The organism is Streptacidiphilus sp. PB12-B1b (assembly GCF_014084125.1).
GTDB lineage: Bacteria > Actinomycetota > Actinomycetes > Streptomycetales > Streptomycetaceae > Streptacidiphilus.
Map to the genome: position 1 here is coordinate 4,694,973 of NZ_CP048405.1, position 12,949 is coordinate 4,707,921.

Below are 12,949 nucleotides of genomic sequence, written 5' to 3' on the forward strand. Positions count from 1 at the left end.
CCCGCGCCTCTCCGCGCGGGCCCGGCGTTCAGCGCCGCGCGCCCCGGCGGCGCAGCGCGGCCAGCCGGGCCAGGTGGCGGACGCCGCGCCCGGCGAAGTCCTCGTAGTCCTCGGCGGTGTTGTAGACGTGGGCGGAGAGCCGCAGGAAGCCCTGGCCGTGCCAGAAGGTGACGGCGGTCTCGATGCCCAGCTGCTCGGACAGCTCCCGGCGCAGCGCGTACCCGGCGTCCGCGTCCGGCACCAGCGCGGCGGGCAGCCGGACCAGCCGCAGGCCGGGGGCGGGGGTGCCGGTGGGCGCGGAGGCGTCCTCGCCGAGCGCCTCGGACAGCTCTCGGGTGACCAACTCCTGGGCGTAGTCGGCGAGAGCGGTGATGTAGGCGCGGGCCGCGTCCCAGCCGTAGTGCCGCTCGACGGTGTCGAAGGCCGTCGGCGCGGCCAGCCAGGCGCAGGCGTCGGCGGTGCCCTGCTGGTCGAAGCGGGACGGGAACGGCAGCTCCGAGCCCCAGGAGTCGATCAGCGGGTACAGCGCCTGCGCGTGCGGACCGGAGGCGACCAGCGCGGCCGTCCCGCGCGGGGCACAGGCGAACTTGTGCAGGTTGCCCACCCAGAAGTCGGCCTCGATCCCGGCCAACGGCCGGGCCACCTGCCCGGGCGCGTGTGCGGCGTCCACCAGTACCGGGATGCCCATGCTCCGGGCGTGGGCGGCGAGGCGGGCGGCGGGCAGCTCCCGGCCGGTCGGCGAGGTGATCTGGTCGACGACGACCAGCCCCACGTCGTCGGTCAGCTCGGCGGCCAGCGCCGCGAAGGCCGCCTCGGCGCCGGCGTCCAGGGGGAGGTGCACGGCGGTGACCGGGCTGCCGCAGCGGCGGGCCAGCCGCTCGAGGGCGGTCAGCACCGAGCCGTAGCAGTGGTCGGTGGTGACGATGCGCATGCCCGGACGGGTGGGGAGGCTGTCCAGGACCACGCTCACCCCGGCGCTGGCGTTGGGCACCAGGGCCGTGGCGCCGGGGTCGGCGCCGAGGAACTCGGCGATCTGCGCGCGGGCCGCGCCGATGCGGGCGGTGAGGTCCATGAACCAGGCGCAGGGGTTGGCCTCCATGGCGGTCCGGTAGGCCGTCTGGGCGCGCTGGGCGGCGGTCGGGACCGCGCCGAAGGAGCCGTGGTTGAGGTGGAGCACGGCAGGGTCGAGCGACCAGTCGGACCGGGCGGGCAGGCCGGACGGTGCGAACAGCGGCGCGGGGCGGGCGGCGCCGGTCATGCCGGCCGGGGGTGGGCCGGGCCTCGGGTCATGCGTCCAGGGTGGGGCATGCGGCCGCGCGATGCCCGCCCGGCGCGCCGGTCCGCGGGCACGCCGGCATGCCGGTCCGGGCCGCCGCTGCGCCGCGCCCCGAGGGCGGGGGCGGCTGCTGCGGCCGGGACCGGCGCGCCGTGCGGGCGGGCCGTAGCGGAGCCTCAGGCGACGCCGCTGTCGGCGATGGTGATCTTCGCCTTGGTCTTGCCGCTCTGCGAGCCCAGGCTCTCGATCTTCTTGACCAGCTCCAGGCTGGACTCGTCGGCGACCTCGCCGAAGACCACGTGCTTGCCGTCCAGCCACGGCGTCACCACCGTGGTGATGAAGAACTGCGAGCCGTTGGTGTTCGGGCCGGCGTTGGCCATGGAGAGCAGGCCGGGCTTGCTGTGGGCGAGCTGGAAGTTCTCGTCCGCGAACTTCGCGCCGTAGATGCTCTTGCCGCCGGTGCCGTTGCCGGCCGTGAAGTCGCCGCCCTGGAGCATGAAGGCGGGGATGACCCGGTGGAAGGAGGAGCCCTTGTAGCCGAAGCCCTGCTCGCCGGTGGCCAGCGCGCGGAAGTTCTCCGCGGTCTTGGGGACCACGTCGTCGAAGAGGTTGAAGTTGATCCGCCCTGCGGGCTCGTCGTTGATGGTGATGTCAAAAAACACCTTGATCGTCATAGCACCATCCTGACACCTACCACCGTTCGGGCGCGCAGCCGGGGTCCGAATTGCACCGATCGTGGTACGACGCATGTCGCAGCGGCAGGGACATGCCGCCAGGACCTAACGTCGAAATACCCATCAGACCTCTACAAAGGCGACACGGCTGCGGCGCTGGCCGATCCGGTCGATCCCCGGGAGCACGCATGACCTCGCCGCGCGGAAGCAGCCCAGCCGTGCCCTCGACGCCCCCGGCCGGCAGGCTGCGCCGGCTCGGCGAGTGGTGCGCGCGCCACGCCGTCCTGGTGATCGTGGTCTGGCTGGTGGCGCTGGGCGCGCTGCACGCGCTGCAGAACACCTTCGGCGGGACGTACTCCGACGACTTCTCCCTGCCCGGAACCCAGTCGTACCAGGGGCTGCAGGTGCTGAGCGCGGACGATCCGAGCGTCGGCGGCACTGGCGCGCAGGTGGTGCTGCACGACGCCCACGGCCAGCTGAGCAGCGTCCAGAGCCAGATCAGCCAGGTGACGGCCTCGCTGCAGAAGCTGCCGCACGTGCTCTCGGCGCAGGACCCCTTCCCTGCCCCGGGCGCGCCGCCGACCGGGGCGGTGTCGGCCGACGGCCAGATCGCCTACATCAGCGTGCGCTTCAGCAGCAATCCGACCTCCTTCGAGCACTCCTACCTGGACCAGGTGGACAGCGCCGTCGCGCCACTGCGGGCGGCCGGCATCGAGGTCGAGTACGGGGGGCCGCTGGGCGAGCTGGCCCGCCCCAAGGCCGCCGACCTGACCAGCGAGGCCATCGGCTTCGCCGTGGCGATCGTGGTGCTGGTGGTCGGCTTCGGCAGCCTGATCGCCGCCGGGCTGCCCCTGCTCACCGCGCTGATCAGCGTCATCGTCGGGCTGAGCTGCCTGAGCCTGCTGGCCGCGGCCGTCACCTTCGCCAGCGTCGCACCCACTCTGGCGACCATGATCGGCCTGGGTGTGGGCATCGACTACTCCCTGTTCCTGATCACCCGGTACCGGCAGCTGCTGATGGACGGTACCGCCCCGGCGCGGGCGGCCGGGCTGGCGGTGGCCACCAGCGGGCGCGCGGTGCTGGTCTCCGGGACCACCGTGATCATCGCCCTGGCCGGGCTGTACGTGTCCCGGATCAGCTTCATCGGGAATCTGGGCGCGGCCGCCGCGGTCACCGTGGTGACGGCGGTGATCGGCGCGATCACGCTGGTCCCGGCGCTGCTGGGGCTGATCGGACGGCGGATCGACCGCTTCAGCCTGCGCACGCCGGTCGCCGAGGGCGGATCGGTCACCGGGGAGGCGGCGCAGCAGGGCGGCTGGCACCGCTACGCCCAGCGGGTGGAGCGCCGCCCCTGGTGGTTCCTGGCGGCCGGGGTGGTGGTGATCGGGGTCCTGGCCATCCCGCTGTTCTCGATCAGGCTGGGCCACATCGGCGACGGCGCCGACCCCACCAGCTTCACCGACCGGCGGGCCTACGACCTGATCAGCACCGGCTTCGGACCGGGCGCCAACGGCCCGCTCACCCTGGTGGTGGACCAGAGCGCGGTGCCCTCCGCCGACCGCTCGGCGCTGTCGTCGAGCGTGGCCAAGGCGCTGACCGGGGTGCCCGGGGCGGCCAGCATCAGCCCGCCCAAGCCGACCGGCAACGGCGACGCCCTGCTGTCGACCGCGATCTCGTCCGGCTCGCCGCAGGCGGCGGTCACCACCACGCTGTTCAACCACCTCAAGGACGACGTCCTGCCGCAGGCGGTGACGGGCACGGCGGCCAGGACGTACGTGACCGGGACGACCGCGGCGCAGCTGGACTTCCTGGACCTGATCTCGGCGCGGCTGCCGCTGATCATCGCGGTGGTGGTGGCGCTGGCCTTCCTGATCATCCTGATCGTGTTCCGGGGCCTGCTGGTGGCGGTGAAGGCGGCGGTGCTCAACCTGCTGTCGATCGCGGCCTCGTACGGCGTGGTGGTGGCGGTGTTCCAGTGGGGCTGGGGCGGTCCCTCGCTGGGAGTGTCGGGCACGGTGCCGATCGAGAGCTATGTGCCGATGATGATGTTCGCCATCGTCTTCGGGCTGAGCATGGACTACGAGGTCTTCCTGCTGTCCCGGGTGCACGAGGCGTGGACCCGGACCCAGGACAGCAAGGGCAGTGTGGCGCACGGCCTGGAGATCACCGCGCGGGTGATCAGCTGCGCGGCGCTGATCATGGTCAGCGTCTTCGCGGCGTTCATCCTCAGCACCAACATCGTGGTGAAGATGCTGGGCCTGGGCCTGGCCGTGAGCGTGCTGGTGGACGCCACCATCGTCCGGCTGCTGCTGGTGCCGGCGGTGATGACGCTGCTGGGTCGGCGGGCGTGGTGGCTGCCGCGCTGGCTGGACCGGCTGCTGCCGCACGTGGACACCGAGGGCGAGGCGGAGCTGGAGCACGCCTCCGGCTGAGCCCGACCGTCCCGAGGCCCGAGGCCCGAGGCCCGAGCCCGAGCCCGAGACCCGAGACCCGAGTGATTTTTTCTGCATCATTGGCACTGGTTTCGCGCATAAATGATCTGGCATCCTTCACGGAGAGCAGCATCCGACGAAGGGAATCCCGTGGACCTCGTCCGCCTCGGTGGGAAGCGATGACGGCCGCGCAGGTGGCCGGCATAGACGTGGGCGGCACCGGCATCAAGGCGGTGCTGGCCGACCGCACCGGACAGCTCCTCGGCGGGGCCACCCGGATCGCCACCCCGCGCCCGGGGCCGGACATCGCCCGGCGGACGGCCGACGCGGTCGCCTCGCTGCTGGACACCCTGCGCGCCTCCGCCACCGGGCCGCTGCGGGCGGTCGGCGTGGTGGTGCCCGGGCTGGTCGACGAGGCGCGCGCGGTGGGGGTGTTCTCGGAGAACCTGGGCTGGCGGGACGCGCCTTTCGGCGAGCTGCTGGCCGAACGGCTGGACCTGCCGGTCGCCTTCGGGCACGACGTGCGGGCCGGCGGGCTGGCCGAGGCGCGGCTGGGGGCCGGGCGCGGCAAGGGCGACTCGGTGTTCCTGCCGATCGGCACCGGCATCTCGGCCGCGCTCCACCTGGACGGCCGCCCGTACCCGGCCGGCGGCTACGCCGGGGAGATCGGCCACACCGACGTCGGCCACGGCGAGCCCTGCGTCTGCGGCGCGGCCGGATGCTTGGAGGCGATCGCCTCCGCCTCGGCGATCGCCCGCCGCTACACCCGGCGCAGCGGCCGGGCGGTCGGCGGCGCGGCCGAGGTGCTGGCGCTGCGGGCGGCCGGGGACGCCGACGCCGCGGCGGTGTGGGCGGAGGCGGTGTCCGCGCTGGTGACCGGGCTGGCCTGGCTGGCCGGGGTGCTGGCGCCGCGGACGGTCATCGTCGGCGGCGGCCTCGCCGGTGCCGGGACGGCCCTGCTCGAGCCGCTGGCACGGCAGTTGGCCGATCGGCTGACCTTCCAGCGGGTGCCGGAGCTGGTTCCGGCGGCCCTGGGCGACCAGGCCGGATGCCGGGGTGCGGCCCTGTTGGCGTGGGATACCACCTGCTGACCGGTACCGACCCGGTTGTCGCCGAGAGTTCATCCAGTTCCCCTCCGACCTGCGCAGACGCGTTTCTTGAAACCGCAACCATGACGCCCGTGCCCGGCCCGTCGCTGCCCGCAGCGCAGCAGCGGCCGGAGCCGCGCGCACCCATTCGCTCAAGGAGAACGAACGAGTATGGACCAGCATCAGGACCCGTCCGCAGGGCAGCCCGGAACCGAGTCGGACTGGAGCCGTCGCCGGTTCATGGCGGTGTCGGCCGGGGCGGCCACCGCCGGCGCCGCCGCTGCGGCGGTCATCGCCGGGGCCGACGAGGCCGAGGCGGCGACCTCCGGCAAGGCGGTCACGGCGGCTGCGGCGTCCGGCAGTTCCAGGCGCGGGCTCACCCACACCATCGCCGACGCCAAACACATCGTCATCCTGATGCAGGAGAACCGCAGCTTCGACCACTACTACGGCACGCTGCGCGGGGTGCGCGGCTTCGGCGACCGGGCCACCATCCAGCTCGCGGGCGGCCACAGCGTCTTCGAGCAGCCCAACGGCAGCGCCCGGCAGTACCCGTGGGCGTTCAGCGCCACCAGCCCGGCGGGCGGCGCCGACCCGGAGCGGCTGGCCCAGTGCAACGGCGACCTCGCCCACTCCTGGTCCGACCAGCACGCCGCCTGGAACAACGGCAGGCTCGACTCCTGGGTCGCCGCCAAGGGCAACGTCCGCACCCTGGGCCACCTGCAGCGCGAGGACATACCCTTCCACTACGCGCTGGCCGACAACTGGACCATCTGCGACGCGTACCACTGCTCGATCATCAGCGCCACCGGCCCGAACCGCACCTACCTGTGGAGCGGCATGATCGACCCGGGCGCCACCGCGGGCGGCCCGGCGTACAACGGCGGCGACGAGTCCGGGCTGAGCTGGCAGACCTACGCCGAGGCGCTGCAGAACGCCGGCGTCAGCTGGAAGGTCTACCAGAACGCGGACGACAACTTCGGCGACAACGGCCTGGCCTACTTCAAGCAGTTCCAGAACGCCTCGCCCAGCAGCCCGTTGGCCACCCAGGGCATGGGCAGCGTGCCTCCGGCCACCGGCCGCACCCCGGACGACATCGCCGCGGGCATCCGCGCCGACGTGCTGGCGGGCAAGCTGCCCCAGGTCTCCTGGGTGGTCTCGGACCAGGCCAGCTCCGAGCACCCGTACGCGACGCCCGAGGACGGCGCGCACTTCGTGCACCTGGTGATGGACGCCCTCAACGCCGACCCGGACGTCTTCAACTCCACCATCCTGTTCCTGAACTACGACGAGAACGACGGCTTCTTCGACCACGTCCCGCCGCCCGTCGCCCCGGCCGGAACCGCCGGGGAGTTCTACGACGGCACCAACATCGGGCTCGGCTTCCGCGTCCCGATGACGGTCATCTCGCCCTGGAGCAGGGGCGGTTGGGTGAACTCCGAGGTCTTCGACCACACCTCGGTGCTGCAGTTCCTGGAGGTGTGGACCAAGGCCATCGGCAAGCCCGCCACCTGCCCCAACATCAGCGAGTGGCGCCGTTCGGTGACCGGCGACCTCACCAGCACCCTGGACTTCGGCAAGCCGGTCTTCGGCATGCCGGTGCTGCCGGACACCTCGGCCACCATCGGGCTGGCCGCCTGCGGCCCGCTGCCCAACCCGGCACCGGCCGACAACGCCCTGCCGGTGCAGGAGCCGGGCACCCGCCCGGCCCGCGCGCTGCCGTACCAGCCGAACGCGGGCGTCAGCAGGTACGACTTCGGCTCCGGGGGCTCCGCGCAGGTGTGGATCTCCATGGACAACACCGGTGCGCAGGCCACCAGTTCGGCGCACTTCTCGGTGTACGCCAACGCCTACCGCAGCGGCGGCCCGTGGCAGTACACCGTCCCGGCCGGCGGCACCGTCAGCGACTTCTTCAACTGCGGTACCGGCTACGGCAACGGCGCCTACGACCTGACCGTCGTCGGCCCCAACCGGTTCCTGCGCCGCTTCCGGGGCAACGCCACCACCGCCGGCGTCGACCTGTCGGTCAGCGCCGCCTACGACCGGGCCTCCGGCTCGGACGCGGGCCTGCACGTCACCTTCGCCAACGGCGGCAAGGCCAAGGCGGTGTTCACCGTCACCACCAACGGCTACGGCACCGCGGCCCCGGTCCACTACACGGTCGCGGCCGGGCGCAGCAGCGTCCACAGCGTCAACGTCCACAGCACCGCCCACGGTTGGTACGACGTGACCATCACCTGCGACCTGGACGCCTCCTGGTCGCAGCGGTTCACCGGGCACGTGGAGAGCGGCCGGGACAGCATCAGCGGCTGATCGGCGGCAGCCGGATGCCCGGCACCGCGGGGTCGGGGCGGCACGGCGGTGCCCCGGCCCCGGACCTGTTTCCGGGGAAACAGCCGTCCACAGGACGGCAATTCAAGCGCCGCCAAGAGTTCGCTTTTCGTCCCCGTACAGCCGGGGCGCCGATTCCCGGCGTGCCCTAGGCTGCCGCGCGTGTCCACTCGTCCACGCGGATGGGAATCATCACCATGCGCCCAACGGCCATGAACAGCGGCCCCGGATCGGCTCCGGTCCGCATATCACTGACAATCGCCGTGACAGCGGCGGGATGTATCGGATTCACCGGCTGCTCGGCCTCGCTCCCCTCGGGGTGCAGTGCGAAGACGCAGTCGGTCGTCGTACAGCGCGACAATTGGGTGCTCGGCCCGCAGGACCGTTTCACCTACTGCAACACCTCCGCCGAGGACGCCACGTCCTACGCGGTGATAAAGGTGCCGCGGCCCGATATCAGTTCCTTTATCACCAGGAACACCCTGTCGGTCGAGGCCGACGCGCAGGACGGCGTGCAGCCGGGAATCGAGGCGAGCCAGGGCTGGTCGATAGCGAAACTCGGTTATGCGGCGAACACCCCGGGGGTGCTCAGCGCCGCCGATCTCGGGCAGCAGCAGCGGACCGTGCAGGTGACGATCGACGAGCGCGGCAGCGGATCGGTCCTGGTCTACATCTACTCCGCCCAGGGCTCCTCGGCGGTCACCGACTGACTCCCGCCCCGGAGGCGTCCGCTCAGCTGTCCGACGAGGTGAGGTGGGCGAAGACGACCACATTGCCGAGGTAGCCGGTGGCCTTGGTGTAGCCGCCGCCGCAGGTGATCACCCGCAACTCCGGGTTGCTGGTGCGCCCGTAGACCACGCGGTCGGGAAACGCGGTCGCCGGGTAGACCTCGACCCCGTCGACGGTGAACACCGCCGTGCGGTGGTCGCTGCGGACGATGTCCACGGTCGCGCCGGGCTGCACCGACCCGAGGCCGTAGAAGACCGAGGGGCCATGGGCGTTGTCGACGTGCCCGGCGATGATCGCCGGGCCCGTCGTGCCCGGGGCCGGTCCCCCGGCGTACCAGCCGGCCAGGTCGGTGCGGTCCTCCGGCGGCGGGGTCAGCCTGCCGTCGGGGCCCAGACCCAGCCCGGTCAGCGGGGCGTCGATGCCGATGGAGGGGATGCGGATCCGCTCCGGTGTGGCGGCGGGCATCGCGGGCGCGCCCGGGATGTCCGCCAGCGCGGCCCCGTCCACCGAGTCCGCCGCGATCGGCTGCGGCGGGGCGCCCGCGGGCAGCCCGTGGCTGATCAGCGCCAGCCCGAGCACCAGCAGGACGGCCGCGCCCAGTCGGCGCGGCCTGCTCCCGGTGGGCTCAGCGGCCATCGCGGGTTCGCCGCCGCCGGAGCGTCAGCAGCCCGGCCCCGGCCAGCAGCACGCCTCCGGCCGCCACCGAGGTGGTGTCGCCGCCGGTGATGCTGCCGCCGACACCGGTGTGGGCGTTGCCCTGCGGCATGTGGTACCCGCCGCCGTCCTGGTCGGCGGCGCCGACCTGCAGGTTGCCCTGGAACTGGGAGTTGCCGGCACTGGCCGTGCAGGCGCCGGAGATGGTGTAGCTGCCGGCCTGGATGCTGGCGCTGACCGTGGCCGAGCCGGAGAAGAAGCCGGGCTGGCCGGACATCGGGCTCAGGCTCACCGGATCGGAGAACGCGCTGGTCGAGCGCCAGGTGGGCTTGGGGTTGGAGTACGCCGAGCAGTCCAGCTCGACCGTCACGGTGTCCCCGGGCTGGACCGTCGACGGGGAGATGGTGACGCTGGCGGCACTGGCGGCGCCGGAGCCGCCCCCGCTGCTGGAGCCGCCACCGCCCGGGCCTGCGTTGTTGGACGCGAACGCCGGTGAGGCTGCGGCGGCGAGGGTGGCGAGGCCGAGCCCCGCGGCGGCGACTATGGACTGGGTTGAGCGCATCTGGCACACCTCCGTCGCCAGGGTGCGGACCTCGGGCAGGGCACCCGGGCGCGTGGGACACACCACGACGATCTGGCCTATGCGTCACCGTTCGTGAACGGGCCATAACCCTGCGACGGCCGCGCTCACCCGTTCGGCGGGCAGATCCGTTCGCACACGCACGCCCTGGCTGCAGGCTAGCGCCCGGCGGCGCCGGGGAGGGCGCGACGCGCCCGGGGCTCAGGGGCGGCGGATGACGATGTCGCCGACGGAGGTACGGGCGCGCACCTCCACCGTCTGCTCGGACTCGCCCGGGCCGTCGGCCGGGCCCAGGGAGTTGCGCACACTGCCCACCCGGGTGTTGACGTCCAGCCAGGCTGCGGTGGACTCCCGGATGCCGACCTCCAGATCCCCGAGGGCGGTCTGCAGGGCGATCCGGCCGCGCACCACCTCCCCGATCCGGATGGCGCCGTTGGCGGTGCGGGCGTCCACCCCGGCGTGCGCGAGGCCCACGGTGATCCGGCCGTTGGAGGAGCTGGCCCGCAGCTCGCCGGTGACCTCGGCGATCGCGGTCTCGCCGTTGGTGTTCTTGACCGTCGCCGCGCCCGCGATCCGGCCGAGGTCCACCCGGCCCGATCCGGCGACCTCGGCATCGCCCCCGGCGAGGTCCAGCCGGATGTCGCCGTGGTCGGTCTTCAGGTTCGCCGCCCCGGCCTCGGCGATCCTGATGCCGCCCACCGAGGTCTTGAAGGTGCAGCTGCCGAGCGGGCCCTCGCAGGTGAAGTCCCCTATCGGCGCGGTGGCGCGGACGTCGGAGCCCGCGGGCAGCTCGACCGAGACGTCCAGCGAACCGGTCCGGCCGAACAGCGAGCGCTTCTTGGGGCCCTTGACCAGCAGCGTCCCGCCCGAGCAGGTCACCTTGGTCTGCTGCGCGGCGCGGACGTCGGCCTCCTCGGCGCCGTTGCTCGGCAGCACCTCGACGACGGTGTCGGTGCGCTTGCCCGCACTGATCCGCACCGAGGCGATGTCGAGTTCGAGGGTGACGGAGATGGGCTGGGGGGTGTCGAACGTAGGCATGACTGATCCCGTCCTCTGGGCTGTGGGTGCTGTCGGGGTGTGGATGAGGGGCTGTGGATGAGGGGTGAAGGGTGCTGGCCGGAGCCGGTGCAGGCGCGGGCCCGCTAGCGGACCCAGCCGGTGTAGCCCTGGCCGCGGTGGCGGGCCGAACCGGCAGGGCGGGGCGGCTCGGCGGGTTCCAGGGCGACGGCGACGGCCCGCACCAACCAGGCGTTGACCGACAGCCCCTCCTGCCCGGCGGCGTACTCCGCCCGGGCCTTGAGGTGGCCGGGCAGCCGGAAATTGATCCGTACCGCGCCGCCCTCCTCGCCCTCGGCGGGCGGGGCCGGCGGCACCGGCGGGCGCGCGGCGGCGGGCAGCGGCTGCCCGGCCTCCGGATACGGCTCCTGCGCCGGATCCTGGGCCGGGGGCGGCGTCACCACGAACTCGGGGTCGAGCCCGCGCAGCCGGACGTCGACCGAGCCCGGGGCCAGCTCACGGGTGACCTCGGCCATGGCGGCGGACAGGGCGTTCAGCAGGGTCAGCCGGGCGGCCGACTCCAGCGGGGCGGTGAGCCGCTCGGCCAGGGCGCGGGCTTCGTCGCCGCCCGCGTCCGCGGCGACGGCCAGCTCCTGCCGGAGGTTGTCGACATACGGGGTGAGGTCCATGGCTCAAGCATGGCACAGAAGTGGTGCCATAGCGAGCCACTATGGCACCACTCTTGTTCAGGGCTGCGCCAAGTCGGTGCCAGTCGGTGCCAGGGCCGCTCCGGCGGCCACAGAATTCCCACACGAATGCCGACTACGGTGCGGCCGGACCAGCGGCGCACAGAGGTGGGTGGGAATGCAGCAGGATCAGCTTCTCGGCGGTCGGTACGCCCTGTCCGGGCTGCTGGGGCGCGGCGGCATGGCCGACGTGTACCTGGCCCGGGATCTGCGGCTGGAGCGCCCGGTCGCGGTGAAGGTGCTGAAGCCGGCCGTCGCGGGCGACCCCGGCTACCTGGCCAGGTTCCGACGCGAGGCGAGATCCACCGCCTCGCTCAGCCACCCCTCGGTGGTGGCCGTCTTCGACAGCGGCGAGGACCTGCTGGACGGCGTCCGACTGCCCTACCTGGTCATGGAGTACGTGCACGGCACCACGCTGCACGACCTGCTGCGGCAGCAGCAGGCGCTGGACGTGCGCCGGGCACTGGAGTTCACCCACGGCGTCCTGGAGGGTCTGGCCTACGCGCACGCGCACGGCATCGTCCACCGGGACGTCAAACCGGCCAATGTGATGCTGACCGCCGACGGCGCGGTCAAGGTCATGGACTTCGGCATCGCCCGGCCGATGGCCGAGGGCGGGATGACGCTCACCCAGGCCGACATGGTGATCGGCACCGCCGAGTACCTCTCGCCCGAGCAGGCACGCGGACAGGCCGTGGACGCGCGCTCGGACCTCTACTCCGTCGGCTGCCTGCTGTTCGAACTGCTCACCGGGCGGCCGCCGTTCATCGGCGACACCCCGGTGGCCGTGGTGCTGCAGCACCTGCGCTCGGAGCCGCAGCCGCCGTCCGCGCTCGCCCCGGCCGTCGGCCGCTCCTGCGACGGGCTGCTCCTGCGGGCGCTGGCCAAGGACCGCGAGCAGCGCTTCGCCGACGCGGCGCAGATGCGCGACGCCGTCTCCCGGGAGCTGCAACTGCTCTCCGCCGAGGCGGCGCGGCCGACCCGGACGCAGGCCGCTGTGCCGCTGCCGCCGCCCGCCGCCCCCGCGCGGCGCACCCGACGGCCGCGCCGGACCGCGGCCACCGTCGCCGTCATCGGGGTGGTCGGCGCGGTCGCGGCGCTGGGCGTGGCCGGCGCCGCCCGGGCGGTCCACCAGCACGCCGCCTCAGGGGGCACCACCGCCGGCGCCACGACCGTTGCCACGAACGGCAGTTCCTCCGCCGCCGCCCGCACGGTGCGGACGCCTGACCTCTCCGGCCGGACGCTCGCCGGCGCGCGGCTGGTGCTGTGGGGCCAGGGCATGCACGTGCAGAGCGTGGTCGTCGGCGGCTGCCCCGGCCCGGAGGCGGCGGCGCACCGGGTCTGCGGACAGACCCCGGCCGCGGGCAGCAGCGTGGCCGCAGGCACCGGGGTGACCGTCGTGCTCGCCCCCGGCGTCGGCTGACGGACCATCAGCTGACGCAT

General features: G+C 73.2%; 11 protein-coding genes. 5 read left to right on the top strand and 6 right to left on the bottom strand.

Features of this window, described 5'->3' with window-relative positions; all coding sequences use genetic code 11:
* Positions 1-28: 28 nt before the first annotated feature.
* Both GXW83_RS20795 and GXW83_RS20800 read right to left on the bottom strand, forming a co-directional pair.
* Complete coding sequence (locus GXW83_RS20795) at positions 29-1,258, bottom strand: aminotransferase class V-fold PLP-dependent enzyme (protein WP_182444524.1); 1,230 nt, start codon at positions 1,256-1,258, stop codon at positions 29-31.
* 194 nt (positions 1,259-1,452) lie between these two features.
* Complete coding sequence (locus GXW83_RS20800) at positions 1,453-1,950, bottom strand: peptidylprolyl isomerase (protein WP_182444525.1); 498 nt, start codon at positions 1,948-1,950, stop codon at positions 1,453-1,455.
* 188 nt (positions 1,951-2,138) lie between these two features.
* Here GXW83_RS20800 and GXW83_RS20805 point away from each other — a divergent pair, with 188 nt between their 5' ends.
* The 4 genes from GXW83_RS20805 to GXW83_RS20820 all read left to right on the top strand — a co-directional run bounded on the left by GXW83_RS20805 (position 2,139) and on the right by GXW83_RS20820 (position 8,511).
* Positions 2,139-4,382: an MMPL family transporter gene (locus tag GXW83_RS20805; protein ID WP_182444526.1), complete on the top strand. Its 2,244-nt coding sequence runs from the start codon at positions 2,139-2,141 to the stop codon at positions 4,380-4,382.
* Positions 4,383-4,561: 179 nt separating this feature from the next.
* Positions 4,562-5,473, top strand: coding sequence for an ROK family protein (locus GXW83_RS20810; protein ID WP_182444527.1), 912 nt, complete (start codon positions 4,562-4,564; stop codon positions 5,471-5,473).
* 168 nt (positions 5,474-5,641) lie between these two features.
* Positions 5,642-7,783, top strand: a complete 2,142-nt coding sequence (locus GXW83_RS20815) for a phosphocholine-specific phospholipase C (protein WP_182444528.1) — start codon at positions 5,642-5,644, stop codon at positions 7,781-7,783.
* 200 nt (positions 7,784-7,983) lie between these two features.
* Positions 7,984-8,511: a hypothetical protein gene (locus GXW83_RS20820; protein ID WP_182444529.1), complete on the top strand. Its 528-nt coding sequence runs from the start codon at positions 7,984-7,986 to the stop codon at positions 8,509-8,511.
* Positions 8,512-8,533: 22 nt separating this feature from the next.
* Here the strand turns inward: GXW83_RS20820 and GXW83_RS20825 are convergent, their stop codons facing one another.
* The 4 genes from GXW83_RS20825 to GXW83_RS20840 all read right to left on the bottom strand — a co-directional run bounded on the left by GXW83_RS20825 (position 8,534) and on the right by GXW83_RS20840 (position 11,449).
* Positions 8,534-9,166 carry a class F sortase gene (locus GXW83_RS20825; RefSeq protein ID WP_182444530.1) on the bottom strand — a complete coding sequence of 211 codons (633 nt, stop codon included), beginning with the start codon at positions 9,164-9,166 and terminating at the stop codon, positions 8,534-8,536.
* Positions 9,156-9,746, bottom strand: a complete 591-nt coding sequence (locus tag GXW83_RS20830) for an LPXTG cell wall anchor domain-containing protein (protein ID WP_182444531.1) — start codon at positions 9,744-9,746, stop codon at positions 9,156-9,158. Before GXW83_RS20830 ends, GXW83_RS20825 begins: the two co-directional genes overlap by 11 nt.
* A 219-nt stretch (positions 9,747-9,965) precedes the next feature.
* Positions 9,966-10,802: a DUF4097 family beta strand repeat-containing protein gene (locus GXW83_RS20835; protein WP_182444532.1), complete on the bottom strand. Its 837-nt coding sequence runs from the start codon at positions 10,800-10,802 to the stop codon at positions 9,966-9,968.
* A gap of 104 nt (positions 10,803-10,906) precedes the next feature.
* On the bottom strand, positions 10,907-11,449 hold the full coding sequence (locus GXW83_RS20840) for a toxin-antitoxin system HicB family antitoxin (RefSeq protein ID WP_182444533.1): 543 nt from the start codon (positions 11,447-11,449) through the stop codon (positions 10,907-10,909).
* Between the two features lie 175 nt (positions 11,450-11,624).
* On the opposite strand from GXW83_RS20840, the gene GXW83_RS20845 reads away from it, so the two are divergent.
* Positions 11,625-12,929: a protein kinase gene (locus tag GXW83_RS20845; RefSeq protein ID WP_182444534.1), complete on the top strand. Its 1,305-nt coding sequence runs from the start codon at positions 11,625-11,627 to the stop codon at positions 12,927-12,929.
* Positions 12,930-12,949 lie beyond the last annotated feature (20 nt).

Excerpts from the sequence above, each read along its gene's own strand:
- GXW83_RS20795 (WP_182444524.1), bottom strand. The coding sequence starts at position 1,258 with ATGACCGGCGCCGCCCGCCCCGCGCCGCTGTTCGCACCGTCCGGCCTG.
- GXW83_RS20800 (WP_182444525.1), bottom strand. The coding sequence starts at position 1,950 with ATGACGATCAAGGTGTTTTTTGACATCACCATCAACGACGAGCCCGCA.
- GXW83_RS20805 (WP_182444526.1), top strand. The coding sequence starts at position 2,139 with ATGACCTCGCCGCGCGGAAGCAGCCCAGCCGTGCCCTCGACGCCCCCG.
- GXW83_RS20810 (WP_182444527.1), top strand. The coding sequence starts at position 4,562 with ATGACGGCCGCGCAGGTGGCCGGCATAGACGTGGGCGGCACCGGCATC.
- GXW83_RS20815 (WP_182444528.1), top strand. The coding sequence starts at position 5,642 with ATGGACCAGCATCAGGACCCGTCCGCAGGGCAGCCCGGAACCGAGTCG.
- GXW83_RS20820 (WP_182444529.1), top strand. The coding sequence starts at position 7,984 with ATGGGAATCATCACCATGCGCCCAACGGCCATGAACAGCGGCCCCGGA.
- GXW83_RS20825 (WP_182444530.1), bottom strand. The coding sequence starts at position 9,166 with ATGGCCGCTGAGCCCACCGGGAGCAGGCCGCGCCGACTGGGCGCGGCC.
- GXW83_RS20830 (WP_182444531.1), bottom strand. The coding sequence starts at position 9,746 with ATGCGCTCAACCCAGTCCATAGTCGCCGCCGCGGGGCTCGGCCTCGCC.
- GXW83_RS20835 (WP_182444532.1), bottom strand. The coding sequence starts at position 10,802 with ATGCCTACGTTCGACACCCCCCAGCCCATCTCCGTCACCCTCGAACTC.
- GXW83_RS20840 (WP_182444533.1), bottom strand. The coding sequence starts at position 11,449 with ATGGACCTCACCCCGTATGTCGACAACCTCCGGCAGGAGCTGGCCGTC.
- GXW83_RS20845 (WP_182444534.1), top strand. The coding sequence starts at position 11,625 with ATGCAGCAGGATCAGCTTCTCGGCGGTCGGTACGCCCTGTCCGGGCTG.